The organism is Paenibacillus agaridevorans, from assembly GCF_003112455.1.
GTDB classification, from domain to species: domain Bacteria; phylum Bacillota; class Bacilli; order Paenibacillales; family Paenibacillaceae; genus Pristimantibacillus; species Pristimantibacillus agaridevorans.
The window spans coordinates 19,954-46,704 of the sequence record NZ_BDQX01000078.1 but is presented as its reverse complement, the minus strand read 5'-3'; the positions used below and the strand labels follow the sequence as shown (position 1 = coordinate 46,704).

Here is a 26,751-nt window from a genome sequence, read left to right as displayed (position 1 = left end):
GGTAGTATATAGACGAATTAATAAAAACAATGGTAAGAACAGGAGGGGTGAGTTTATATCGAGGGCGCTTTTAGAAATATGACAGCGGTTTCATTTTGAATTCAAGCTGCAATAAATCTGAGAACGAGGAGATGAACGATTTGTTGAAAAAGCCGATTTCATTGATTTGCTGTTTTATTCTCGTATTATCCCTGTGTCAAAACCTCGCTTTCGCAGCCGCCTCCGGGACTGAAAGCCCGGAAGCGTCCGAGGAGCTGCCGGATTTCCTTGTAGACGTGCCTGATAGTGATTGGGTGAAGTTCGAGGAGGATGAGTTCATTCTTTATGATCCGGCGGTAAGCGTCGATGATAGCAAGGCAACAAATCAGAAGGCCGCGCAATTAGCCGGCAATAAAATAGATTGGGCGATACAGCTGCATAGAGCGAGTCTCCCTCAAGAGGGGCAGTGGAAGATTTATGCGCATGCGCGGATTGATCGTGGATCGGCAAACGCTGGAAATGCGTTTAGCTACGGTATTTATCCGCCCTATGAGAATTCGGCGACGATGAAATTTTCATCCTACGCGGATGAGGAGTATCATTATGTTGAATTCCCATGGCTATACGAATATGATTCCAATTTGGCTTATCAATATTTGTATTTTTCTACGGCCAACACTTCAATTGAAAACTTGTATGTGGATCATATCATTGCAGTCAAGTATACGCCCGACGAACAGCTTCCGGATTTTTTGACCGGCGTGCCGAAAAGCGATTGGCTAAAAATAGAGGAGGATCAATTTGCTCTGGATAACCCGGCGGAAGTTGTCGCGGATCAGGGGGCCGCAAATCAAAAGTCTGCACGGCTAGCCGGCAATACCGAAGGTCCGGTCATAAAGGTGCCGGGATTGGCGTTGCCTGCCGAGGGTCAGTGGAAAGTTTATGCCCATATACGGATTGAACGCGGAACGGCGCAAACTGGGGATCCGTTATTAAGCTACGGTATATCCTCGTCAAATCCACAGTCGGGACAAATCAATCTTACGGGCTCTACGGACGAGGAGTATCATTACATCCAGTTCCCCTGGTTATATGAATATGATCCCAATGAGGAGTCCCAGGCGATTTGGTTTTCTACCCAGGATGCCGCAATTGCCAACCTGTATGTGGACCGGATTATCGCTGTCAAATACGAGCCTGTCATGCCGGTAGAAAAACCGAATTTTCTGAGCGGCGTGCCCGAGAGTGATTGGGTAAGCATGGAGGAGGATCAATTCCAGCTTACCGCTCCGGCTGAAGTCGTCGGTGACGCGAAAGTATGGAATCAAAACGCGGTTAAGCTGCCCGGAAATACGAGCATCCAGGCGATCCGGTTGCCTGCGCAAGCAATGCCTTCCACGGGCAAATGGAAGCTGTATGCCAATGTTCGCATGGAGACGGGGTTGGCATCGGGGACAAACGCTTTCCAGGTCGGCATCTCCTCGTCCAAGCCAAACGAAACGCCAATCAGCCGAGCGCCCCTGGCAGACGGCGAATATCATTACGTCGAAGTGCCCTGGATTTATGAAGCCGATCCGCAAGATGAGCTTTATCTGTATATCCATACGGGGGACGCCCTCATCGAAAACTTGTACGTGGACCGGGTTATCGCCGTGAAATATGAAGAAAACGAAACGGAGCCCGTAACGATCGTGGATAGCGGCACGGCTCATGCCGTCATTGTTTATCCCGAACAAGCAGAGCAGCAAATCGTTAAGGCAGCGCATACCTTGCAGAACTATATCGAGCAATCGACAGGCGTCAAACTGCCCGTGATGTCCCGCGATTGGGCTTTGACAGACCCGAGCGGCGCCGCTCGCATCCATGTAGGCTACAGCATGGAGGCCCGTCATCGGGATCTGCTTGACCCGATGAAGGATGATGGTTACATCATTGATGCGCAAGGCTCCTCCATTACGATTATCGGGCCTACGGAGTGGGGCACGGAATTCGGAGTCTATCGTTTCCTGGAACAGTTTGCAGGCGCGGTTTGGCTGCTGCCGGGTCCTGATGGCGATGATGTAGTCCGGCAAAGCACGATTGATGTGCCAGCGGGACTTATTCAAGACGAGCCTGCCGTCATCGCGCGTCATTTCTTCGGCACGGACGAATCATACGGCCTACATATTTATGCCGAATGGGCACGACGCAATGGCATGCATGACAGCTTGAGCTTTCATCATAATTTAAGCACGTTGTTCGATCCTAGCGTATTCAGCGACCATCCCGAATATTATCCGGGCGGCGTACTGCCAACGCATCCGTATGAATGGCAGCCCTGCTTCAACGATGATACTGCATCGGCAGCGGTGGGCCGCATCGTACAATACTTCGAGGCTAATCCCAAAGCGATCTCCTATTCGCTCGGGACGAACGACAGCATTCATTATTGCGAGGCAAATCCGAATCACCCCAATTATCCCAATAAGACCAACTCCATGGGCCGAGTCGATATGTCCAATATTTACTACGCCTGGGTCAACAAAGTGGCGGAAGGCGTTACGGAATACGACAACGGGAAGTTTGCGGATAAATATTTCGGGCTGCTCGCCTATTTAAACGTTATTGATCCTCCGACAGGGTTTACCCTGCACGAAAATGTCGTTCCGTATATTACGGTTGATCGCATGATATGGGGAGATGATGATGCGAAAGCGGTTGATCATGCTTTAACCGAAGCCTGGACGGCAGTCGCATCCAATATCGGATTCTATGATTATATTTATGGCTCGTTATACCATGTGCCTCGTCTCTATATGCAGACAATGGCGGAAGTCTATCAATATGCGAGTGATAACAAGGTAATCGGACACGTCGGAGAATTGTTCCCCAACTTCGGGGGAGAAGGTCCGAAACCATGGGTTATGGCTAAGCTGCAGTGGGATCCCGATCAAGACGTAGACGAGTTGATGCATGAATGGTTCGTGAGAGCCGTGGGCGAGGATGCCGCTCCTTATATGGCCGACTACTACGCCATCTGGGAAAACTTCTGGACCCATCGCATTTTCGAGACGGATTGGTATTCGAACTGGGCGAATCAGGATGTAAGGACAAATTTCCTGCCGTTTCTCGACTATCGTTATCTGGAAGACGTAACGGAGGAAGAATTGGCAACCGCGCGCGCATTGATGGAACAGGCGGTCGAGAAGGCAACGGCAGGCAAGCAAAAGGTTCGGGCGGAGCTGATGATGCAGTCGTTCGAATATTATGAAGCAACAGCGCTTTCCTTTCCGAGAACTTCGGCTGCAGTACCGGCCGACGAAGATGAGGCCAGGCAGGATCTTGCGTTCATCAAGAACAGCTACGCGTATGCCAAAAAACGCGTGGACCTTCGCGAGTCTTTCAGAGGCGATCCCATTTTGGAAATGTCGGATTATCTGGACGCGGCGAAGTGGGATGGCATTCAATTCAAGATGATCGACGCTTTGCTGCGATATGTAAAAAACAACCCCGAGGTTGTAGACGTAGCTGAAGAACTGCATTCCTTCCTGGAACAAATCGACCATAAGGAATACAGTGCGACGGCAGTCGAAACTTCGGCAAGCAAGCAGGATATCCTGAACTCGCTCGACTTTGCTTCCGGTCCTTGGACGGATGCCAAACCGTTCTCCGATTTCCTGGTGATGAGCCAGCGTACGCCTCCTCCGGTTGACACCCGTGCGTATTTACTGTGGGACGAGGATTACCTGTATGTCGGTTACGAGAATATCGATAGCGAAATCATGACCGATAAAGTGAAGATCAGCAATGAAATTGTCAACGGCTGGTGGAAGAGCGGTGGAGACGATTCGGTCGAAACCTTTATCGCGAAAGATCATGCAAGCTCTTATTATGGCTATATGACAAATCCGCTCGCCAAAAATTTGATCTATCATTTGCAGCCGCAATCCAGTCCGGCGTTTCAATCGGAGCTGCAAATCGAGAGCAATGCCGCCATCAATCAAAACGGCTGGAACGTGGTGCAAGCCATTCCATTCGACATGATCGGCGTCGATCCCAATGAAACCGAAAGCCTGCTCGGTCATTTCTTCCGGAATTATCACGGTCATTCGGTGTTTATCGGTTGGGCGGGAAGCCAGCCGTGGCGCAGCGATCAGTTCCATCCGATTTACTTGCAGCCGCAAGGCGGTTCGCCTAACGAACCCGGCTCCGGAGATCCGACAACGACAGGGCCGTGGAAACCGGAAACGTCTATCGGCAATGCAGAGATCATCATTAACGGCAAACCGGAAAAATTGGGAACGGTAACGACCTCAAACCGGAATGGTCAGGCCGTCGCCACTATCGTTGTCGATCGGGACAAGCTGGAAAACAACCTTGCTTTGCAAGATCAACCGGTCAAAGTGACGATTTCGGCTCAAGCCGATGCCGACGCGGTGATCGCCGTACTCAATGGTCAATCGATTAAGCATCTGGAGAACAAACAAGCGATTATAGAAATCCAAACCGGACGTGGAACGTATACGTTGCCTGCGCAACAAATCGATATTGATGCGATAGCAGCCAAGCTAGGCAAATCGGTTTCACTAAACGATATCCGGATTCAGATCGAAATCGCTTCTTCAACAGCCGATATGACCCGACTGGTCGAAAACGCGGCGAGCCAGGGCATGTTCGAAATCGTCGTGCCGCCGATCGATTTCACCGTCAAATATAGCTATGGGGATACGACGTATGATGTTGCGAACTTCGAAACGTATGTGGAACGTAGGATTGCCATCCCGGAACAGGTCGACCCCGACGATGTCACGACGGCCGTCGTCGTCGATTTAGACGGAAAAGCGCGTCATGTGCCGACCGCAATCGTGCGGATTGAAGGCAAGTACTATGCACAAATAAGCAGTTTGACCAACAGCACATATGCACTAATCAAATATCCGATCCAATTCCGCGATACGCAGAGTCATTGGGCGAAAGCGGCGATTCAAGACATCGGCTCGCGCATGATTATTAACGGAGTCGGCAATCAGCTGTTCGATCCCGATCGGGATATTACGCGCGCCGAGTTTGTCGCAATCATGGTTCGCGGTCTGGGAATCAAGCCGGGTGACGGGGCATCGACATTCTCCGATGTCAAATCGACGGATTGGTATGCAAGCGACGTTCGTGCGGCTGTCTCTTACGGCTTGATCAATGGACTCGAAGACGGAACTTTCCGGCCGAATGACAGCATCACTCGCGAACAAGCCATGACGGTCATCGCCAGAGCGATGTCGATCACCAACTTGAGGGCAAAGCTCCAGTCCGAGACTCCGGAGGAGAAGCTCAAGCCTTATCAAGATGCCTCCACCGTCGCCCAATGGGCGAGAATCAGCATCGCCGAATGTATCGAAGCAGGTATCGTATCCGGCAGAAGCAGCCACTTCCTCGCCCCTAAAGCAGCAATGACAAGGGCGGAGGTTGCCACGATCATTCAAAAGCTGCTGCAAAAATCGGAACTGATCTAAAATGGAAAATCTAATAACGATAAAGGAGTTGCTCCATTTGAAGCAAATAAAGAAATCAACGCTATTTCTGATGTTCCTTTTGGCTGCCTCTATTTTTTGGATCTTCGAAAAAACCACAGCATCCGGCGCGGATTTTGTAATAGACGAGAATCAATTTACTTATTACAATGATGGTTTAACCGTGACGGACACAACCGCGCGAAATGGTTTTGCGGGCAAAATGATAAACACAAGCAATAATTGGAATATCTCGCATATTCGCATGGATTTTAGTGAATTGGAGCCCGGAAAATCCTACGATGTCTTTTTTCGGGTCAAAGTGAATCATGTGTCGGCAAATCCCGCAGGGGATGCGTTTTCGTTCGGAGTCTGGGATAATACTTACGGCGATTTTATCATTCCGCAAAAGTCCGTGCCTTTAAGCCAAACGCAAGACATGGTATGGAAAGAATATCGTGCGGGGACATTCGTGCCGAATTTAAGCGTAAATCAACTTGTTTTTTTTGTGGCAGGAACCAATAACGCCAGTCAGGCATCGGAAATCTATGTTGACGAAATCATCCTGAGACCGCACGGTTCCATTGTAATTGAAGACAGCAGCTTTATTCTCCATAACACATCGGTTTTGACTGCAAGCGCGCTTGCTTCCGATAATAGCGCGGCTGTTCTATACAATGGAGCCGGGGGCAACTGGAATATTCAAGCGCCGATTGACGGCTCCAAGCTTCGGAATGATGAAACCTATGATATTACTGCAATTGTACAGATCGATCGAACGGACTGGCATTCTTCGACAGGCGATATTTTTGGCGTTGTTTTGTATGACTCGACGACTGCTACCTATCTTGTGCCGCCAAAGGTGTACAGTACGGCTAGCTTGGAAACGCAAGATAAGTTTAAATTTTATTACGGAATCAAAATTAACGCCGCGCCATTAGCTCTTGATCCAACCCATATTTACCATGTCAGCTTCTATCAAGTAAACAACGCTTCCCAGTTTCCATCAATTAAGGTTGATCTAATTTCGATAAACGAATCGCAAATCAATGATAATCCCGACCAGCTCATAAAAGCGAAGCCGTATAAGATCTCCCCGGGAAACCAGGACGATCTTAACGATTCCGCGGGAATAACGTATACGCTTTCTGCACCTCAAAACATAAGCGCAAAGATCGTCGATAGCAGCGGCAGTCTGGTTAAAACATTGGTCAGCGGCGCTAACCAGAGCGGTACGGTAAAACTTTCGTGGAACGGCAGAAATAACGCAAATGCGATCGTGCCCAATGGGATGTATACAGTCGTTGTCAGCAATGCCAGCGGGGAATTGTATAAAAAAAATATTCAGGTCATTACCGGATTATCCTTAAATGCTCCTAATGCGCCAGAGCCTTTTGTAGCTCGGGGAACATGGTTTGAGGGAGGAGAAATTCCATATCCATCTTCCGCCAGAATCTCCTATTTAAACAACAGCTTTCAGGATCTGAAGGATGCCAATATGAATGTTGTCAGTATCGCCAACTGGAATGGACCCGCCGCGCTTTATACAGATACTTTAGATAGGGCAGCCGCATATGATATCAAGGTGATGGCTTTTCCGATGGCATACAGCACGTTATACAATCCGACGCTGGCGAATGATGAAGTCGCTTTGTATAACGAGATAAACAATCGAATTTCTCCCATTAAAAATCACTCTGCATTATACGCGTACGTACTGAAAGACGAGCCGATGGACCTGGATATGGATCATGCGAATTTATTGAAAAACGCCAAAAGAATAACGGAATCGATTGACCCCAACCATCAAGCCTTAATAGACTATGTGGCTCCGGAGTATACGGAATTCCATTACGGAGTCCAACAAACGCAGACGTTATTAACGGATCCATACGGGGCGGCTTTGGGGTACCCGGTCGGGGATTTCACCCATTACATGAACCACCCCTACTATTCGAACATTGATTATAAACCCTATCTGGACTTTCTTCACATGCTGACCAAAAAAGATATTCAAAACCGTGCTCCATGGTGGACGGTCATACAGAATTTCGGGCATGAGCCGACGGGTTTGCGAGACCCCATTGCGGCCGAAACAAGGGCGATGACCTATCTCAACATTGGACACGGATCCAAAGGATTTCTTTACTTTATTTATCAAACGGAAAGCTTGTGGGAAGGTATGGTCGATGAGCATTATAACAGGGGGCCGAAGTTTACTACCGTTCAAACTTTATTTGATGAAATAAAAACGCTGGAGCCTACTATCTTATCCATGACCAAAATTGCGAATGCTGCCACAACGATCGGAGGTGGCAATACCACGAGTTCGGCTCATCCCAATGCAGATGTAACCACTCATGAAAATCTTGCTACGGGAGATAAGTACTTGGTCGTTGTCAATCATGATTGTTTAAACATTGCTAATGTCACGATCAAAATCGATCGGGCAAAGCTTGGCATGAATATTACTGAAATAAGAGATTCGCTCACCAACGCCGTCATCCCGTTTACGACTTATCCGGACCGTTATGAAATAAGCAGCCTGCCTTTTGCGGCCGGGGACGGAAAGATACTCAAATTGAAGAAAGATACAACCCAAACGGTTTACGTTGGGCAAGACATCGATTTGAGCATGTTCGGAGGGGCTGCTAAAAATAATATTGACGTATCGGCATCGGATGGAAAAACAGCCGTTAAGGTAGTCGGAGCTTCGAATGGATGGGATATGCAATGGTTTTGGAATAAAAACCAGCTTGTTCCGGGTGCTACTTACGACCTCTATGCGGTAGTTAAAATCAAATATGCCGACGACTTGAACTACGACGCGAACGGAAAACCCCAATTTGTAAGTCCATCAGGAAACGCGTTTTCCTACGGAGTATATGATGCAACTACAACGTCGTATCCATTTGGAACACAGACAATGCCGGCTGCCGCAATGGAAAATATGTTATGGCATACGATCAAGATCGGATCATTTGTTCCTTCTCAAACCAACAATCAATACGCTTATATCTGGCCGGCAGATAATTCCTCAAACGTGTATGCGGTATATGTAGATAAACTCTATTTTGTAAAACAGTAGGTGAACCTTGGTTGCACGTCGATCGAAATTGCGATATTGGATTGAGGCGGCCGGGCGATTCGAATATGATGAAAGGAGAATGTTTTAGGGTTATCGCCCCAAGGAGGCCAAGATGAACGAAGCAGCTTTTGATATGAAGTTATTTGAGAGCCTTAAGCCGGGGTTAACATCGTTTTGTTACCGAATGTTGGGATCCATGGATGATGCGGACGATGCCGTTCAGGAAACCAGCATTCGGGCCTGGCAAAGCTGGAGCGCGTTTAGGCAGGATTCCTCCATTAAAACATGGATCTACCGCATAGCGTCGAACTTATGCCTGGACAAGCTGAGGCAAGCCAAACGCCGATCGCTTTCCGTTGACCGATCCGGCCCGGCGGTTGCCATTGTCGAACCTGTCGAAATGCTGCCAGACTCGTCCTGGATTTGGCCTTCGGCCGATTTCGGAGGAAATCCGGAGGATATTCTCGTTCGCAGAGATACCCTCCAGCTCTGCTTTATTGCACTCTTGCAATCCTTGCCGCCTCGGCAACGTGCGGTTCTTATTCTAAAGGATGTATTCGAATGGTCGTCCAAACAAATTGCGGAAACGTTGGGAATGTCGTCGGCAGCGGTCAACAGCGCCTTGCAACGAGCCAGAGAGACGATGGACCGAACGCAGCTTCGTTCCGAAGAATACAGCAAGATGGATGTCCATCCCGACCCTGATCTCCTCTCCAGATATGTGGAGGCCTTCGAACAATTCGATATCCTTGCGCTAGTGTCGTTGTTTCATGAGGAGGGTTGCATGTCCATGCCGCCTTTCGCCATGTGGATAAGCGGTCAGGACGATTTGTCCAAGTTTTTTGCGCTTACACGCTGGCATTGCGTGGGATCCAAATTTTTGCGGACTACCGTCAATGGCGGCTATCCCGCTTTGGCGCAGTACGTACCGAGCAAGGAGGCATCCGTGCTGGTTCCTTGGGGCATTCATGTGATTGAAATGAGAGATCATCGAATCCTACATGTTCAAAATTTCATTAATGCAAAATTATTTTCCCGATTAGGGCTTCCGGAACAAATAAACCGATGAATATACCGAAGCATCCAAGGCATAAATCGGGGCGCCCATCAGGGCGCCTTTTTCTTTAACGTTGTAAAGCCGGGAGGGATGCCATAAAATGAAAGGAGCGAAGGCTACGCTGACTCAGGGGGAGGTGTATCCGTTGAAGTTCGACGAAATACGGGATTACCCGTTATTGATAGAATTAGCGCAAGGAGATTTGCAATCGATCTACCCCTTTTTAACGAAACATTCGTTTACTGACGGCATGATTATTCTGAAGCAGGGGCAATCGAGCGAAGTCTTCCATATCGTGTTGTCCGGCAAATTGGATGTGTACCTGGAGAATGAAAAAAAGATTCTCGTGGCGAATTTGGAGCGTGGACATTTTGTTGGGGAAATGTCCTGTCTGACGGGGAAATCCGTAAGTGCTACCGTAATGGCTGTCGGCACGGTAGAGACGGTAGCAATGCCTCGGCAAGGGTTGCTGTTATTGATGGATCGGAGCACTACGTTCCGGCAGCATATGACCGAAGCGATGATCAAGCGCATTCAGGAGTCCAACGACCGGGTGGCAGAGGAATATACGAGAAGCCTTGCCGTTATGCGGGAGCTGGAGCTGGAGCGGCAGGCGCAATATGGATCGTTGGTTGGTAGCAGCAAATTTATGCATGGGCTCCGCAAAGACATTGCAGAATGTGCTCAGCGGGAAGATCCGGTATGTATCGTGGGCGAAAAAGGCGTCGGAAAGTCGCATGTCGCATACGAAATTCATCGATTGTCCCGGCGCGCCGAATATCCAATCGTAAGCTTGGACGGGACAAACTTCCTTCAAGAGGATTGGGATATGAAAGTGCGGGCGGCAAGAGAAGGAACCATCGTGCTGGAAAATGTGGATTCGATGCCGATGGAACTGCTAAGTCGATTGCTCCAATCTTCAGAGAATACGCGCATCCTCATGACGGCCTGCGACAAACCGGATACCCATGCGCTAGAGGTAAAGATGATTCCGCTTAGGGAGAGGAAGGAGGACATCCCCGAGCTCGTCCATGCGTTTTTATTGGCCGCGGGCTCGGATGATCCGCAGGAATTGATCTCCCATGACGCGATGAATATGATGACGGTCTATCCGTATCTTGACGGCAATGTCCAGGAACTGAAAACGGTCGTGCAGGAAGCGCATGTTGTCAGCGGCAATCGAATGATCCTTAAGCGTCATCTGCGATTCGGAAGGAACCGCGAGCCGGGAACAAGACCGAGGATCGGGCTTGCGCTGGGCAGTGGCGCCGCGCGGGGAGCCGCGCATGTTGGCGTTATTAAGCTGTTGGAGCAAGAAGGCATTCCCATCGACATCATTGCAGGGACAAGCGTAGGGGCATTTATTGGGGCGTTATACGCCGGGGGGCAGCCTGTTTCCGCTTTCGAGAAGGTGCTGCCAACCGTTCGTTGGGGGCAGCTTGTTAACTTTGTGATGCCTCCGAAGGCGTTAGTAAGCAATCATCCAATGGCACGTTTTGTCGAAAAATATATCGGCCCTGTCAACTTTGAGGACTTGCCGATTCCGTTTGCCGCCGTAGCTGCGGATGCGGTGAGCGGCGAAGCGCATATTTTCAATAAAGGCAGAGTTTCCCATGCGATTTGCGCTTCGACGGCGATCCCCGGTTTCATCAAGCCGGTTCAGTATCAGCAACGCTACCTGGTGGATGGTGCGGTGGTTCATCCTGTTCCTGTTGCGCTAACCAAAAGCATGGGGGCCGACGTGGTGATCGCCGTTGATTTGAGTACGCCGGTGTTAGGGGAACCAAAAAGCTTTGTAGTGGCGATCCTCAACACGATTGAAATTATGAGCCGAAAAATTATTTCGGAAGAAGCGCAAATCGCGGATGTCGTGCTTAGGCCCGAAATTACGACAAATCAGGTATCGTTTAAATTGTCCAACCATAACATGGCCATGGGCGAAAAGGCAGCGCGGGAAGCGTTAACTTTAATACGGAGCAAGCTGGTTGAAAGGTGAAAAGCGATTTAAAACACGGTTAAGAAAGGGTCATATCTGGCGTGGCTGAACAGGCTGCCGAAGGATGGCCCTTTCAAATTATTGCTCGAATTGGAGGCTTTGATGATGAACCTGCAGCTATTACGAAATTTCCCGCTCTTCGAGCAGCTTGATGATGAATATTTAACTGAAATTTCCAAGTTATGCAGCAAGCGCGTATATACAAAAGGCGAGTCTATTTTTTTAGAAGGCGATGAAGGAGATGAGCTTTATCTGGTTATATCCGGAGTTATTCAAATTTATCAAGATAATCACTCCAGGGATGTGGTTCTTTCTATTTTTAGAGAAGGAGATTTTTTTGGAGAGATGGCTTTGCTGCAGAATGAAAGAGTACGCTCTGCTTCGGCGAGGACAATCGAGAAGTCTACTTTATGCATTTTGAAAAAACGCCATTTCATTCCTTTAGTCAATAGCAAGCCTGAAATCCTGATCGGTATATTGGGAACGGCTTTGGATCGTCTGCGTGATGCCAATAAATTAATCATGGACCTGACCATACACGACGTGCGCACGCGTATTGCCCGCATGCTGCTGCGACTAACAGAACAACATGGCGTACCCTCGGCGGATGGAATTTTAATCGATTTGAAGTTAACGCATCAGCAATTGGCGGATATGACAGGAACGGCACGCGAAACCGTGACGAAATTATTGCTGGAATTACAAAACGAGCAATTGATACGCAATGATCAGAGAAAAATAATTGTGTGCAACCTGGATGGACTGAGAAATATACTTGACGTAAATTGAGTTGAATGGGATATAGTGGTTCCATTGCATTTCTAGTCCCATTTTTTCGGCAGCAGAAGACCGATCAGCGCTCCTGCGAAAGCTGGAATGAGGAACAATCCATTGAATCAGAATGGTAACTGTTAGGATATCACGGTAGGAGGGGAAAAGGTTGCACACGAAAGAGAGCTTGAAGAAGCAATTAGAACAGCTGGGCATTGATGCGACCGGCACGTTATTGGTTCATTCGTCGATGAAAAGTTTGGGACAAGTCGATGGCGGCGCGGACACGGTCCTGGACGCGTTGTCCGATTATATGAAGGATGGGCTGCTAGTGTTGCCCACTCATACATGGTCGCATATAAATGCAGAGAATCCGAGGTTCTACGTGGAGGAGTCGCCGGTTTGCGTCGGCATTTTGCCGGAACTTTTTCGCAAAAGGCCGGGCGTGGCGCGTTCATGGCATCCCACTCATTCCGTGGCGGCGCTGGGGAAGGATGCACTTGCATTTACAAACAGCGACCATCAATTTGATACTCCATGCGCCAGAGGCTCCAGTTGGGGGAAGCTGCTTGACCGGCAAGCAACGATTATGTTGGTCGGAGTCGATTTAAAGCGCAACACCTTTATTCATGGCGTCGAGGAATGGGTGGATATACCCGGAAGACTAACGGATGATCACCAGATGCTGTATACGGTTTTGGCTGATGGAACCGAAATCCCCGTGCCTTCCCGCAGACATTGCGGGTTATCGTGGTCCGAGCATTTTTGGAAAGTGGACGAAGTGCTTGAACGCGAGGGAGCGATGTATAAAGGGCGGTTGGGCGATGCCGTCGTTAGGGTGTGTTATGCAGCTTTGGTGGCGGAGGTCATTACGGATATGCTCAAGGATAATCCGGATTTGTTTTCGGATAACAATCCTTTGCCGGAGCGTATCGACACGGCTGACAATCTATGATATGGTGAATGAAACCCATAGGCATTCCACTCTTAGGAGTGGGGTGCCTTGGTCTGTATTTGCGGGTTTTTACATTTAATGTATGTCTATCTATCCGAAAGGACATGGAGGTTGTGATGCTATGTTTCTCTATTTATCCCCGTGCCGGGGAGGTTCAACCGCTGCTATTACAGCGCTAAAATCACTCATGTAAAGGAGAGGTAGAGCATGGCTGCATGCATTCATACAGAAAGACGTCCGCGATTAAAATCTTCCGGACTGCGGAATTTACGTCGGGAGGGTCGTTTGCCTGGGGTCGTATTCGGAAAACACGCAGAAAACGAAATCATTCATATATCCACCAAGCAATTTGAAAAGTGGTTAAAGAAAGGAGGCTCCGGCTTTATCGAGCTTAAGCTGGCAGATGACCATTCCCTGACGGTATTGCTGGAGGACCTTCATCGCAACCCGGTGACCGGCGAGCTGTTGCATGTCGATTTCCAGCTTGTTCAGTCCGGCGAAATTATTCGTACGAAGCTTCCGGTAAAGCTATTGGGCAACCCTATTGGAACAAAGTCGGGGGGAGTCGTGCAGGTCGAGGACCCTTATGTGGAAGTAGAGGCTTTGCCTAAAAATTTGCCGTCCGTGGTCGAGCTCGACATCAGCGCGATGGAAATCGGAGAAACGCTGTTCGTAAAAGACCTGAAATTACCGCCCGAAGTGACGGTCATATCCGGAGATAACGAAACTCTCGTATCCGTATTGAAGCCTTAATGCTTTGATGCTAAGTGAAAGAAACCAAGGAGCTAAGCGGCTTGTTCTCGCTTGGCTCCTTGGTTTTTGTCATCCGCTGCTGCTTTCTTGAGCAACGTGCTGTACGTGACAATTGGTTTCGGCTTCGTTACACGCCGATTATTGTGAATCTATTCACAAATTGATCAAATGTTACCCCTCAACATTGTGATTTAAATCACAATGTCAACCGTTTTTACGTTCTATAATAAAGACATCAACAAGAAGCAATCATCAATCGAAACTAACGAGGACGGTGATCCTGATGAATCATATACAACGATCTCAACCATCAGCGAGATTGAAGCTAATCTGACGCCAATGTTAATACTGTTGCTAATAATGAAGAACGGGAGTGAGTTTCATGTTAAAATTTTGGAGAGAGAATAAAATCGCTGGTATTCTAGTCACTATTGTTCGCTTCGTAGTTGGGTTCGCATGGTTGGACGCCGGATGGCATAAAATTACGGGAGCAACGCCTTTCGATGCAACGGGTTTCCTCAACGCGGCCGTAAACAACCCGGTGCTTGATAAAGCTACAGGCGAAGCGGTTTACCCGACCTACACTGCATTTGTAGAACACTTTGCATTACCGAACGTTGGATTCATTAACGTCGCTATACCATGGGGAGAATTCCTGGTAGGACTTGGACTCATCCTTGGTACACTAACGCTTACCGCCGCATTCTTCGGAGCCTTAATGAACTTCATGTTTATGTTCGCAGGTACTGTAAGCACGAACCCGTGGCTTCTGCTTCTTGGATTGATGGTCATCTTCGCCGGCACGAACGCTGGCCGCTTTGGATTAGATCGTTACGTCCTTCCGCTTATGCACAAAGGACTGGATCGTCTCTTCCATCGCAAGCCCAAAAATCCGACAACAGATGCGGGACTGTTAGTTAAATAAACCAATTCCGAGAAAACTTCATCGAAAAAAAAGGACGATCAGAGTGCTGCCTCTGATCGTTCTTTTACAGGGCTAGCGGAATAGGTTTTGTTGTCTTTTAACCGCTGTGTTTTCCTCTGGTGCATATTGTTCCGTAATAAGGCAAAGATAATGAGAAGCGTGCCGTAAAATTCATAGTTGCTAATCTGATAGCCTTGAAAGGCCATAATGACGAATGTGGTAATTGGAACAAAATTAATAAATAAGATGCCGTTAATCGGCGATAGCCGTTTGATCCCTGAATTCCAGCACAGCAGGGCAACAAGCCCTGGCAGTAGAATCATAAAGGACATTTCGTATTTAATCGAGAGTATCGTGTGCCAGCCAGGAACGGGAACCAAACCAAAGACGGAGGCAAGCGTAACGACGATGAAAGACACTGCAGTTCCTAGCAAACATGTGAGTGTGGAATAACGCAGGATCGACCAATCTCTAAATCGGCTCTCCCCCAACGAATACACGACCCATCCGACAACTCCCGCGAAAATCAGAAGTAAAGGAACAAGATGTTGCCCGGCCATCATAAAAAATGTAAATTTCCCATTGGTAATAACGAGCAAAGCGCCGGCAAGCGCGATACCTACACTTGTGAGCGTGTATGTATTCGGTGCTTTTTTTGTCGTGATCCATAAAAGCATAACGGATATCATCGGCATAAGCACTTCCATAATGGAGGCGGCGATTGTCCCTGCTTCCCCCATGAGTTGTTGCCCGAAAAAGACGGCCATGTTATAGACCGTAAATGCCATCGTTCCGAAAAACAATAATGTCTTACCCTTTCCCTCCAGCCGGAATGCCGCTTTTCCCTCTTTCATCCAAAGCAACACACTGAGGATGACGGTAACGGCGAAATAACGAATAAATGAAAAATAAAATGGATCCATTTTTTGTAATGCAAGGTGTGCAACAGGAAACATCGCTCCCCACGACATACTTGCAATGAGGCAGAGAATGGAACCTGTGACGATTTGTTTGCTTAGCATGTAAAGCCTCTCCCTATAAGTGCGTATTCCAAAAGTTAGCCTATAAAAATCCGCCAAATCCTTTGTACATCACTCATTATAGGAAGGAGAATGGGTATAGTAAAATGATTGCAAATCAAGTTTATCATCATTTATAATGATACTTAATAAATATGTATTCATTGAAGAGCTGAGGCGAGGTTGCATTGGAGTTTAATGATTTGAGAATATTCCAGGCGGTTGCAACGCATGGCAGTGTCAGTAAAGCCGCATTGGAGCTAAACTACGTTCAATCCAATGTCACGGCAAGAATAAAGCTGCTGGAGAAAGAGCTTCGGACGCCATTGTTCTATCGGCATAAGCGCGGGATGATCTTAAATCCGGAAGGAAAGCGGTTGTTGGATCATTCGAGGGAGATCTTGTCGAAAATGGAGGAGATGACACATCTATTCGAGGATAAGACATACCCTTCTGGTGTCCTGGAGATCGGGATCGTGGAGACGGTGAACGCACTACCCGACATCCTATCTTCTTATTATCGCAAGTATCCCAATGTTGAATTATCATTAAAAACCGGAGTTACCGATGACTTGGTCCAACAAGTACTTGATATGAAGCTGGATGGAGCTTTTGTTACAGGCCCCATCAGGCATCCTTTAATCGAACAGCTTGAGGTTATTCAAGAAAAGCTGGTGCTCGTAACCAAAGGAGAAAGCTTTCGTATCGAGGAAATAACGGAAAAGCCTCTCTTGCTGTACAATAAAGGCTGCGGTTATCGGGAAAGACTTGAAAGCTGGATGAAGGCGGAGGGGATTATCCCGAAGCAGATCATGGAATTCGGAACGTTCGGAACGATTATGGGCAGCGTCGCTGCAGGAATAGGAATGACGATTATTCCGGAATCATCCATTACCGATCTGATTGTCAAGGGCACCGTGTATGGTCATAGCGTACCGGAACCTTATCATGAAATTACGACCATTTTTATATGGCGTAAAGACTCCTATATATCGAGCACGCTACAATGCTTTATGGATGAAATTGTTTCTTTGTTATAATGTAGGTACAGAATGGAGAGGAGCTGCACAATGGCGCAATCGTTGGAAGGAAAAGTAGCAATCGTAACAGGAGCGGCAAGAGGGATCGGCAAAGCGACGGCTGTCGCATTAGCGAATGAAGGCGTAAACGTTGGCCTGGTTGCCAGGAGCGAGGCTTCCTTAAAGGAAGTGGCCGACGAATTGAAAGGGCTGGGCGTTAAAGTAGCTTATGCAACCGCCGATATCTCCTCCAAAGAGCAAGTGGAAGCTGCGGTGGAAGCTCTGAGAAGTGAGCTGGGCTCCGCCGACATTCTAATCAATAATGCGGGAATCGCGACATTCGGCACCGTATTGGATATGGACCCCGAAGAGTGGAAACGGATCATCGATACGAATCTGCTAGGCACCTATTATGTCACGCGTGCGGTGCTGCCTCAATTGATCGAGAAGTCAGGCGGGGATATTATTAATATTTCCTCTACCAGCGGATTGAGCGGAGCGGCTACCTCCAGCGCTTACAGCGCATCGAAGTTCGCGGTGATCGGTTTCACAGAATCGCTAGCGCAAGAGGTTCGTCGCAACAATATTCGCGTAACGGCCCTGAACCCTAGTACGGTCGCCACGGATCTGGCGCTGGATCTCAATCTGATCAAGGAAAACAACGATTCGAAGTTCATGCAAGCGGAGGACATCGCGGAAGTAATCGTCAATCAATTGAAGCTAAATCCGCGCATCTACGTGAAGACGGCGAGTTTTATTGCAACGAATCCTTACTGAGTGTAAATAGCAGTTCTCAACATGCTCATAAAGAAGGCCGATTTTCTACCCCGGTAGAAAATCGGCCATTTTAATACCGCGAACCTTATTACTGTGCAGTTAGTCCGCCATCGATAATGAATTCTGAACCTGTAGAGTAGCTAGCCTCGTCAGAAGCCAAGAACAATACCATATTCGATACTTCTTCCGGTTGGGCTACGCGTTTTAATGGAATGTGTTGAGAGAAGGCTTCTACAGCCGCTTTTGTATCTTCTTGTACAACCATTGGCGTTGCAATAACGCCAGGATGTACGGAGTTTACGCGAATGCCCATCGGCGCCAGGTTGATCGCGGCTGCTTTTGTCATGCCGCGCACGGCGAATTTAGTATCTGTGTAACCTACGGCACCGGCAACCAGGCCGTTCATCGAAGATATGTTGATGATCGAACCGCCGCCAGCTTTTATCATCGAAGCTGCCACGGTTTTCATGCCCAAGAATACAGACACTTGATTAATGTCTACGATGCGACGGTATTCTTCTTCTGTAAGATCAAGCATATTTTTAGCCATCGTAATGCCGGCGTTGTTTACTAATACGGTTACCGGACCAAAAGCTTCTTCGGCTTTCGCGACAACGTTTGTCCAATCTTCTTGAGAGGTTACGTTTTGTTTAACGAATAGAGCATTTTCACCTAACTCGGATGCAAATGCATGCCCCTTTTCCTCATTTAGATCGGTTAAAACAACCTTCGCGCCGTGCTCTACAAATAATTTTGCATGAGCCGCACCCATGCCTTGTGCGGCTCCTGTAATAATGGCTACTTTGCCAGATAAGCGACTCATAATAAGCCCTCCTAAAAATAGATTCGCTTAAAGTGATAGTCGACTATCACTATTCACACTTACTAGTAAACAACTTTCCCGTTTGAATGTCAATCTAAACGTCCGTTATTGTTGCGAACGAATGTAGCGTAAAAACACATCCTTCATCATCGCAAGCTGCTTGTCCGCCGAAAGCAACGACGAAAGAGTGGCATCATGGGTGGCCAGGCTTGATTTGAATGTGAATATGCTGAAATTTTGCACCATCGTCATGATAAATACATTCAAATCAACATCCGGTCTTAAGGAGCCGTCCTGCTTGCCCTGCTCGGCCAATGTTAATAAAATTTGGGATAATTTACTTCGTGCGACTAAGTATTCCGCATATTGCTCAGGCGATTCTGCTGCTATTTTTTCGTATAAATGATAGGACTCGAAAAACTTCGCTAAACGAAGCTGGGGATCCTTGGATCCATCTATATAATAATCCAGAATTTGTTCGATTTTTTCGTATGCAGAAATGGTTTTCTCGACAATCCGTCCTACATCCGTGGCCATTTCATCTGTAATCGCATTCGTAGCGGCTATAACCAAATACTCCTTTTTAGGGAAATAGCGAAACAAGGTTGCTATTCCAACGTCAGCAGCAGTCGCTACGTCTTGCATTTGTATATTTTGCACGCCTTGCTCCAAAAATAAATCCTTTGCCATCTGGATAATTTTTTGGCGGCGTTGTTGTTTTTGTTGTTCTCGTTTACTCATTTTCGTCACACTCCAACTGTTCTTCATACATGGATTGTAACATGCCAAATTAAATTATTTATTATTTTTGAAAAGAGTTAGAATGACTTATGTAGAAATACTTATTGTGGCTGATTAAGACTTGAGGGAGAAGGTGAAGGACAGTGCCGCAAATCGTGAAAGTACTGCTTATACTGGCTGGAGTATTCATTGTCATTGTTATTGGATTTCAGGTGCACTGGTTGCTTGGAATCGGGCTAATTGCCGGACTGTTGATTTATCTGATCTACGCCAATCTTTCGACGTGGTATGTTTTGAGGGGCAATGCGGTTTATGCGCAGGGGGATCTGGATAAAGCGCTGGCGTTTCTGGAGAAGGCGTATAAATCGAAAAACGCCAACCCTCAGCATCATATTCAATATGCATTTTTGCTTATGAAGGTCGGGGAGCAGGAGAAGGCGGAGAAAGTGCTGCAGAAGCTCCTGCAGGTCGCTACATCAACGGATGTTCGCATGCAGGCTAAGTCCAATCTGGCGACCGCGTACTGGCTGCTGAACAGGCAGGACGAGGCGATTCGGCTGCTTGAGGAAATCTGTCAGGATTATAAAACGGTGACGGTGGTCGGAAACCTGGGGTATTTTAAGCTGCTGAAAGGCGATCTGGAGACAGCGCTTGCGTTTAATGAGGAAGCCTATGAGTACGACGACAATGATCTGACCATTACGGATAACTTGGCGCAGAATTACTATATGCTGGGCAGGTTGGACGAGGCGGCAAGGATGTATGAAAAGGTGATGGCCAAATCGCCCAGGTATGCGGATTCGTATTACTATTATGCTAAAACGCTTGAAGGGCTGGGGCGGAACGAGGAAGCGGCAGAACAAGCCGGGTTGGCGTCCGAAAGAACGTTAGCGCTGGTTACGAGTATTACAAAATCCGAGATTGATCAATTAAAAGATAAGTTAGCCACGGAAACGGATGCATTAGAAAAGATTTGAGCTCGTACAAATAAATGAAGATACAGGCTGGCTCAGTATGTCAAATAAGGCACTCTAACCAGAGTGCCTTATTTGCATCCTTGGCAACCAGAACCATGCCATAAGCAAGAGCAGGATCTCATAATCGCCTCGCCTCAATCGCCTTTACCGTCTCGCCCTCGATCAACTCGGGCTGATAGTAGATGCTCGCCGGCAAGTCCCGTTTGCCCTGCAAATATTTGATGACCCAATCGGCCGCATCGCGCCCCATCTGTTCTTGGGGGTGGGTCAGCGTCGTTAGCTTGATATTCGCGTTTTTGGCGATATACGAATTGTCCTGGCCTATGATGGACAGCTCGTCCGGAATGCTGATCCCAAGCCTTCGGCACGCATGCACCACTTCCAGACCCACCTCGTCGTTATAGCATACCAGCGCGGTCAATGTTTCCCGATTATCGACCAGGAATTCCTCCAGATTGACGGACAGATCCGGCTTCGTCTCCGTGTCGAAGGACAGCACCTGCTCGGGGTGGAAGCGAAGCTTGGCTTCCCCAAGCGCCTTGATGTATCCTTTCATTCTATATTTCCCTTGCAAATCATCCATTTTTGCGATTATCCCGATCCGGGCATGGCCCTTGGCGATCAGCTCCCGAGTGGCGAGATAGCTGGACTGCACGTCGTCGAGGCAAAAAAATGGAACCTCCAGCTCTTCGTAATAGGCATTAATCATCGTAAAAGGAACCTCCCGTTCCTTAAACGACAAGTAGTACGCAATGTTAGGGTTGTAGACGTTGCTTCGGGTAGGCTCGATTATGAGTCCGTCCACGCCGTAGGACAACATCATCTCGAGCGCCTTCTTCTCCTGCATGATGTCGTTGTTCGTACTCGCGAGCAGCAGGGAGTAGTTATCCTCGTTCAGACGGCTCTCGATGCCGCGGATAATGGAAGGGAAGATATAGTCGGAGATATAGGTCGTAATGACGCCGATCGTTTTTTTTGCAGCGGCTCCGCTCGTTTTGGAACGATATTGGCTGCTGACATACGTGCCGGAGCCTTTCTCGCTCCGCAGAAACCCCACGTTCGAGAGCTCAAGAATGGCCTTCCTGACAGTCTGCCGGCTGACCCCGTAGCTTTCCTGCAGAGCCAGCTCCGTAGGGATTTGTTCGCCGGCCTTGTAGGTCCCCGACAGGATGTTGCTTTTAATATCATCTATAATGATCTGATACTTGGGCTTCACGATATCCACTTCTTTCATTAGTGTTCGGAAAGTTGTACGTACATATTCTAACACGATTATTGCAGAATGAAAATGCAACAAAAGGTAGTGACGGGGACATTGTGGGTATAACTATCCAATTTCATTGACAAATGTACGTACAAAAAATATACTAAGGCTGTCAGTAAGGGAAAGCGCCTTCTTCCATATGTCAATCGACTGGTTTATTATGGAATCTGTCGGGCAGACGGGAGCGGCTATTATAGCATTAACAATCGTCTGGACTTGCAACCGCGAAGGGGAGAGGATAAACGTGACCAGGAGTCAAGTGAACTTAAAGGAAGCAATAACCAAGGGCGAAACATCGCTAGGGATAGAATTGGGGTCGACGCGGATCAAGGCGGTACTGATCGATCAAAGCTTCGAGACGATCGCATCGGGGAGCTTCGAGTGGGAGAATCAGCTAAAGGGCGGATATTGGACGTACAGCCAGGAGGATATCCTTAAGGGGCTCCAGACCGCTTATCGCGAATTAAAGCAGGAAGTAGATCGGAATTATGGCGTGACTCTTCGGACCGCAGGTTCCATAGGCTTCTCCGCGATGATGCACGGCTATCTGGCATTCGACGGCAAGGGCGAGCTGCTAGTACCGTTCCGAACGTGGCGCAACGCAACGACGGGGCAGGCGGCCAGGGAGCTCACGAACTTATTCCAATTCAATATACCCGAGCGCTGGAGCATCGCGCATTTATATCAAGCGGTCTTAAATGAGGAGGAGCATGTCCCTCGCATTGATTTCATAACGACGCTGTCGGGTTACATCCACTGGCTGCTGACCGGCAACAAAGCCATCGGCATCGGGGACGCCTCCGGCATGTTCCCTATTGATGAAGCCAGCCATAATTACCACGCTACGATGATAGGGCAATTCGACGATCGGATTGCGTCCAAAGGCTACGCATGGAAGCTGGAGGAGCTCCTGCCCAAGGTGTATGTCTCCGGCGAGCAAGCCGGCGAGCTTACGGAAGCGGGGGCGCTCCTGCTGGACCCTGCAGGCGATCTGCAGCCCGGCATTCCGCTTTGTCCGCCGGAAGGCGACGCAGGGACGGGCATGGTGGCGACCAATAGCGTAAAGAAGCGTACGGGCAACGTCTCCGTGGGCACATCCGTATTCGCCATGATCGTGCTGGAGAAGGAATTGTCCAAGGTATATCCGGAGATCGATATGGTCACGACGCCGGATGGAAGTCCGGTCGCCATGTCGCATGCCAACAACTGCTCCAGCGATCTCAACGCCTGGGTGGGATTATTTCGTGAGTTTTCCGAGGCGATGGGCTTCGATATCGATTCCGGCAAGTTGTTCAGCGTGCTGCTGAACAAGGCGCTCGAGGCCGATCCGGATGGCGGCGGACTGCTCAGCTACGGCTATCTGTCCGGCGAAAATATTACGGGCATCGAAAAAGGCCGTCCATTGTTCGTCCGGTCTCCGGAGAGCCATTTCAATCTGGCTAATTTCATGCGGACGCATCTGTTTAGCGCTTTCGGGGCGCTGAAGCTTGGGATGGATATTCTGACTGAAAACGAGCATGTGGCGATAGACAGCATACTGGCTCACGGCGGTCTATTTAAAACTCCGGTAGTCGGACAACGGATCGTAGCCGCCGCGCTAAACGTCCCCGTTTCGGTGATGTCCACGGCCGGAGAAGGCGGGGCATGGGGCATGGCGCTGCTGGCCTCCTACTTGACGGGCAAGGCTTCGGGAGAGAGCCTGGCCGACTTCCTCGAGGGCAAAGTGTTTAAGGATGTCGAAGGAACGGAGATCGCTCCGGATGCCAAGGATGTCGAAGGGTTCGGGGCCTTCGTCGAACGCTACAAGGCAGGGCTGGCGATCGAGCAGGCTGCCGTCGAGCATCTGCTCGAGAACGGGGGGCGCTAACGTTGTTGGAGCAGTTGAAGGAAGAAGTATATCAAGCCAATCTGGACTTGCCGAAGCACGGTCTCGTGAAATTTACTTGGGGCAATGCGAGCGCGATCGATCGGGAGAGCGGCCTGTTCGTCATCAAGCCAAGCGGAGTGAGCTACGAGAAGATGAAGCCGAGCGACATGGTGGTGGTGGATCTCGAGGGCAACGTGGTCGAAGGCGAATTAAGGCCATCCTCCGATACCGCTACTCATGCCGTTTTGTACAAACATTATTCGACTATCGGCGGTATCGTACATACCCACTCCACCTGGGCGACCATCTGGGCGCAAGCGGGACTGGATGTGCCCGTCATGGGCACGACGCATGCGGATACCTTCTATGGCGCGGTTCCTTGCGCACGGTTCTTAAACCAGGAAGAGGTTGACCGGGGATACGAGGCGGAGACGGGGCATGTCATTATCGAGACGTTCGAGCAGCGCGGGCTGGACGTCATGGCGATTCCCGCCGTCCTGCTGCAAGGCCATGCGCCGTTCACCTGGGGCAAGGATGTGAAGTCGGCGGTCGTGAACAGCGTCGTGTTGGAGGAAGTGTGCAAGATGAACCTGTACGCGCGTCAATTGAACCATTTTGCCAAGGAGCTGCCGCAGGGCATTCTGGATAAGCATTACCTCCGGAAGCACGGCAAAGACGCCTACTACGGGCAGAAGTAAGGGACTTATTCCACATATCATATAGAAAAGAGGATGATCAGGTTGTCAGCAGCAGCAGATAAACAATTTTGGTTCGTCGTAGGTTCGCAGCATCTGTATGGGGAAGAGGCGCTGGCCGAAGTGAAGGCGCACGCGCAGACGATGACCGATGCCTTGAATAACAGCGGCTTGCTTCCTTACCCGCTTGTGTTGCAGGATTTGGCCGTAAGCGCGGATAAGATCACAAGCATCATGAAGGAAGTCAACTATCGCGACGAGGTGGCCGGCGTCATAACGTGGATGCATACGTTCTCGCCCGCAAAGATGTGGATTCGCGGCACGAAGCTGCTCCAGAAGCCTCTTTTGCACCTGGCCACGCAATACAACGAAAGCATTCCTTGGGCCACGATCGACATGGACTTTATGAACCTCAACCAGGCTGCTCACGGTGATCGCGAATACGGCTTCATCAACGCCCGTCTGCAGAAACAAAATAAAATCGTCGTCGGCTACTGGGAGCGTCAGGAAGTACAGCAGCAGATTGCCGATTGGATGGACGTAGCAGTTGCGTACAACGAAAGTTTTAACATCAAAGTCGCCCGGTTCGGCGACAATATGCGCAACGTCGGCGTAACGGATGGAGACAAAGTCGAAGCCCAGATCCAATTCGGATGGACGGTGGACTATTATGGCATCGGCGACCTCGTGCAATACGTAAACGCCGTTACCGAGCAGGAGATCGACGACCTGATGGCGCAATACGCAGAACTTTACGTATTCGAATATGGCGAGAACAGCAAGGAAGCTTGGGAAGCCAGCGTCAGAATCCAAGCGAGCTACGAGATCGCAATCAAACGGTTTCTGGACGAGAAAGGCTACAATGCCTTTACGACGAACTTCGAAGATCTGCATGGCATGAAGCAGCTTCCGGGTCTTGCGGTGCAGCGCCTGATGGCGCAAGGCTACGGCTTCGCCGGCGAGGGCGACTGGAAGACTGCCGCGCTTGACCGCCTGCTAAAGGTCATGAGTCGCAATCAGAACACGGGCTTTATGGAGGATTACACGTACGAGATGGCGGCCGGTCAGGAAGCGATCCTGCAATCCCATATGCTCGAGGTCGATCCTACCCTGGCGAGCAGCCAGCCAAGGATTATCGTGTCCCCGCTCGGCATCGGCGATCGCAAGGATCCGGCGCGCCTCGTATTCGACGGCAAAGCCGGCGAAGGCGTCGTTGTCTCCATGGCGGACTTTGGCACGCACTATAAGCTGCTTATCAACGAGGTATCCGCGTTCGAGCCGACGGTCCCTGCTCCCAAGCTGCCCGTCGCCCGTGTGTTGTGGACCGTGAAGCCAAACTTCCAAGATGGGGTCAAGGCCTGGATCGAAAATGGCGGCGGACACCATACCGTAGTTTCCTTAAATCTAACGACGGACCAAATCGTGACCTACGCGAAGCTGGTTAACTTGGAGTACGTCGTTATTAAGTAATTTGGCTCCGTGACACCTCCATGAATATGAGTCGCCGAATAAAGTCTGCCCGGTGTGGAATTCTATACCTATACGCGGATAAATCAGCGTAACCGGCAGCTCTAAGGAGGTCGACTTACTCGGATGTTGAAGTTTATATTGAAGTGGCTTGTCAACGGAGCCATCGTTGTCGCGCTCCTCTTGTACTATACGGAAATCGGATTCTGGAATGCCGCACTTGCCGCCACCGGTTTAACAGTGGTGTCCTATTTGATCGGCGATCAATTCCTGCTCCGGACGACGAACAACTTTTTTGCCGCCTTGTGCGATATCGTGTTGGCCGCGATCTATCTGGCAGTGTTGTCCTACGGCTTCAGCTGGGACTTGTCTTGGGGCGAAACGGCGTTTATCGCTTTCCTGATCGGCGTAGCGGAGTGGGTGCTTCATCGCTTCGTATTCAATGAAGAGTTTAGAGTCTCTGGCTAGAAGCAGCGTTACGCCAACGAGAATCCACAGTAGCGTTTTCAAGAGCTGTCAGGCTGCCGCATCTTGCTTGGATCAAGGATCTAGGCAAGGTTTGCGGGGCCTTTTTTGCTATGTTTAGTAGCGCCGATACAGGAACGTTATCTGTATCATGCTAATTATTTGAATGATTGGTATAAGCTACGTTGTTTGGCATCCATGGCGCGCATGTCAACGTCACGGATGGACGATATGTCTATATGCGCGCCCCTGCATCGCCGGACAACATGCCGATCTATAACTACACCCTTATGCCAACGTATATGCGCGGTCGGACCGATTCCATGGCTTTGGCACGATGTTGTTCGACGTCGAAAAAGACCCGCAGCAGCATCATCCGATCCAGGATGATGAGCTCGAGCAACGTATGATCACATTGATGCTTGGATTGATGGCCGAGCACGACTCCCCGGAGGAGCAATATGTTCGACTGGGACTGGAACGATTCTAATCTAACGGACATAAGCGACACTAAATGCGGGTTTTTCGCTAAGACAAACGTTTAACGGACATGAGAGCCCTTATAGCAACGAAATCAAGCCATATTCGGCTTGTATCGTGTTAATAGGGGCTCGCATGTCCGTTACAATG

20 protein-coding genes are annotated in these 26,751 nt (G+C 49.1%); 16 read left to right on the top strand and 4 right to left on the bottom strand.

Features of this window, described 5'->3' with window-relative positions; translation table 11 throughout:
• The first annotated feature begins 140 nt into the window (after positions 1–140).
• The 8 genes from PAT3040_RS08495 (at position 141) to PAT3040_RS08460 (ending at position 15,007) form a co-directional block, all read left to right on the top strand.
• Complete coding sequence (locus tag PAT3040_RS08495; protein WP_181376508.1) at positions 141–5,465, top strand: DUF4838 domain-containing protein; 5,325 nt, start codon at positions 141–143, stop codon at positions 5,463–5,465.
• Positions 5,466–5,502: 37 nt separating this feature from the next.
• Positions 5,503–8,550 (top strand): FlgD immunoglobulin-like domain containing protein, encoded by a 3,048-nt coding sequence (locus PAT3040_RS08490; protein WP_181376507.1) that lies wholly within the window; start codon positions 5,503–5,505, stop codon positions 8,548–8,550.
• Between the two features lie 112 nt (positions 8,551–8,662).
• The gene (locus tag PAT3040_RS08485; protein WP_108992265.1) at positions 8,663–9,619 is read left to right on the top strand and encodes a sigma-70 family RNA polymerase sigma factor; all 957 of its coding nucleotides are present in this window, start codon (positions 8,663–8,665) and stop codon (positions 9,617–9,619) included.
• 88 nt (positions 9,620–9,707) lie between these two features.
• Positions 9,708–11,603 carry a patatin-like phospholipase family protein gene (locus tag PAT3040_RS08480; RefSeq protein WP_108992264.1) on the top strand — a complete coding sequence of 632 codons (1,896 nt, stop codon included), beginning with the start codon at positions 9,708–9,710 and terminating at the stop codon, positions 11,601–11,603.
• A gap of 102 nt (positions 11,604–11,705) precedes the next feature.
• Entirely contained in the window at positions 11,706–12,392 is a 687-nt protein-coding gene (locus PAT3040_RS08475) for a Crp/Fnr family transcriptional regulator (protein ID WP_108992263.1), read from the top strand.
• A gap of 151 nt (positions 12,393–12,543) precedes the next feature.
• Positions 12,544–13,329, top strand: coding sequence for an AAC(3) family N-acetyltransferase (locus tag PAT3040_RS08470; RefSeq protein ID WP_108992262.1), 786 nt, complete (start codon positions 12,544–12,546; stop codon positions 13,327–13,329).
• Positions 13,330–13,536: 207 nt separating this feature from the next.
• Positions 13,537–14,082, top strand: a complete 546-nt coding sequence (locus PAT3040_RS08465; RefSeq protein ID WP_108992261.1) for a 50S ribosomal protein L25 — start codon at positions 13,537–13,539, stop codon at positions 14,080–14,082.
• A 382-nt stretch (positions 14,083–14,464) separates the two neighbouring features.
• Positions 14,465–15,007: a DoxX family membrane protein gene (locus PAT3040_RS08460; protein WP_087568357.1), complete on the top strand. Its 543-nt coding sequence runs from the start codon at positions 14,465–14,467 to the stop codon at positions 15,005–15,007.
• Between the two features lie 38 nt (positions 15,008–15,045).
• On the opposite strand, the gene PAT3040_RS08455 is transcribed toward PAT3040_RS08460, so the two are convergent.
• Positions 15,046–16,029, bottom strand: coding sequence for a DMT family transporter (locus tag PAT3040_RS08455; RefSeq protein ID WP_108992260.1), 984 nt, complete (start codon positions 16,027–16,029; stop codon positions 15,046–15,048).
• Between the two features lie 185 nt (positions 16,030–16,214).
• On the opposite strand from PAT3040_RS08455, the gene PAT3040_RS08450 reads away from it, so the two are divergent.
• Positions 16,215–17,066: a LysR family transcriptional regulator gene (locus PAT3040_RS08450; RefSeq protein WP_108992259.1), complete on the top strand. Its 852-nt coding sequence runs from the start codon at positions 16,215–16,217 to the stop codon at positions 17,064–17,066.
• A gap of 30 nt (positions 17,067–17,096) precedes the next feature.
• Positions 17,097–17,822, top strand: a complete 726-nt coding sequence (locus tag PAT3040_RS08445) for a 3-ketoacyl-ACP reductase (protein WP_108992258.1) — start codon at positions 17,097–17,099, stop codon at positions 17,820–17,822.
• A gap of 88 nt (positions 17,823–17,910) precedes the next feature.
• Here the strand turns inward: PAT3040_RS08445 and PAT3040_RS08440 are convergent, their stop codons facing one another.
• Both PAT3040_RS08440 and PAT3040_RS08435 read right to left on the bottom strand, forming a co-directional pair.
• Positions 17,911–18,645 (bottom strand): glucose 1-dehydrogenase, encoded by a 735-nt coding sequence (locus PAT3040_RS08440; RefSeq protein ID WP_108992257.1) that lies wholly within the window; start codon positions 18,643–18,645, stop codon positions 17,911–17,913.
• Between the two features lie 105 nt (positions 18,646–18,750).
• Complete coding sequence (locus PAT3040_RS08435; protein WP_181376505.1) at positions 18,751–19,386, bottom strand: TetR/AcrR family transcriptional regulator; 636 nt, start codon at positions 19,384–19,386, stop codon at positions 18,751–18,753.
• Positions 19,387–19,529: 143 nt separating this feature from the next.
• Between PAT3040_RS08435 and PAT3040_RS08430 the strand changes: the two genes are divergently transcribed.
• The gene (locus PAT3040_RS08430) at positions 19,530–20,363 is read left to right on the top strand and encodes a tetratricopeptide repeat protein (RefSeq protein ID WP_108992255.1); all 834 of its coding nucleotides are present in this window, start codon (positions 19,530–19,532) and stop codon (positions 20,361–20,363) included.
• A gap of 118 nt (positions 20,364–20,481) precedes the next feature.
• On the opposite strand, the gene PAT3040_RS08425 is transcribed toward PAT3040_RS08430, so the two are convergent.
• Positions 20,482–21,579: a GntR family transcriptional regulator gene (locus PAT3040_RS08425; protein ID WP_108992254.1), complete on the bottom strand. Its 1,098-nt coding sequence runs from the start codon at positions 21,577–21,579 to the stop codon at positions 20,482–20,484.
• Positions 21,580–21,871: 292 nt separating this feature from the next.
• Here PAT3040_RS08425 and PAT3040_RS08420 point away from each other — a divergent pair, with 292 nt between their 5' ends.
• From PAT3040_RS08420 to PAT3040_RS36850, 5 genes are all read left to right on the top strand, one after another.
• Positions 21,872–23,494, top strand: coding sequence for a xylulokinase (locus PAT3040_RS08420; protein ID WP_258234899.1), 1,623 nt, complete (start codon positions 21,872–21,874; stop codon positions 23,492–23,494).
• Positions 23,495–23,496: 2 nt separating this feature from the next.
• Positions 23,497–24,192, top strand: a complete 696-nt coding sequence (locus PAT3040_RS08415; RefSeq protein ID WP_108992253.1) for an L-ribulose-5-phosphate 4-epimerase — start codon at positions 23,497–23,499, stop codon at positions 24,190–24,192.
• Between the two features lie 42 nt (positions 24,193–24,234).
• Entirely contained in the window at positions 24,235–25,659 is a 1,425-nt protein-coding gene (gene araA, locus PAT3040_RS08410; protein WP_181376504.1) for an L-arabinose isomerase, read from the top strand.
• 123 nt (positions 25,660–25,782) lie between these two features.
• On the top strand, positions 25,783–26,124 hold the full coding sequence (locus tag PAT3040_RS08405) for a DUF2512 family protein (protein WP_087568342.1): 342 nt from the start codon (positions 25,783–25,785) through the stop codon (positions 26,122–26,124).
• 334 nt (positions 26,125–26,458) lie between these two features.
• A complete protein-coding gene (locus tag PAT3040_RS36850) occupies positions 26,459–26,611 on the top strand; it encodes a hypothetical protein (protein WP_181376503.1) in 153 nt (50 codons plus the stop codon).
• Positions 26,612–26,751 lie beyond the last annotated feature (140 nt).

Coding starts and splice junctions, on each gene's coding strand:
- PAT3040_RS08485 (WP_108992265.1), top strand. CDS start 8,663: ATGAACGAAGCAGCTTTTGATATGAAGTTATTTGAGAGCCTTAAGCCG.
- PAT3040_RS08480 (WP_108992264.1), top strand. CDS start 9,708: ATGAAAGGAGCGAAGGCTACGCTGACTCAGGGGGAGGTGTATCCGTTG.
- PAT3040_RS08475 (WP_108992263.1), top strand. CDS start 11,706: ATGATGAACCTGCAGCTATTACGAAATTTCCCGCTCTTCGAGCAGCTT.
- PAT3040_RS08465 (WP_108992261.1), top strand. CDS start 13,537: ATGGCTGCATGCATTCATACAGAAAGACGTCCGCGATTAAAATCTTCC.
- PAT3040_RS08460 (WP_087568357.1), top strand. CDS start 14,465: ATGTTAAAATTTTGGAGAGAGAATAAAATCGCTGGTATTCTAGTCACT.
- PAT3040_RS08455 (WP_108992260.1), bottom strand. CDS start 16,029: ATGCTAAGCAAACAAATCGTCACAGGTTCCATTCTCTGCCTCATTGCA.
- PAT3040_RS08445 (WP_108992258.1), top strand. CDS start 17,097: ATGGCGCAATCGTTGGAAGGAAAAGTAGCAATCGTAACAGGAGCGGCA.
- PAT3040_RS08440 (WP_108992257.1), bottom strand. CDS start 18,645: ATGAGTCGCTTATCTGGCAAAGTAGCCATTATTACAGGAGCCGCACAA.
- PAT3040_RS08435 (WP_181376505.1), bottom strand. CDS start 19,386: ATGAGTAAACGAGAACAACAAAAACAACAACGCCGCCAAAAAATTATC.
- PAT3040_RS08405 (WP_087568342.1), top strand. CDS start 25,783: ATGTTGAAGTTTATATTGAAGTGGCTTGTCAACGGAGCCATCGTTGTC.
- PAT3040_RS36850 (WP_181376503.1), top strand. CDS start 26,459: ATGTTGTTCGACGTCGAAAAAGACCCGCAGCAGCATCATCCGATCCAG.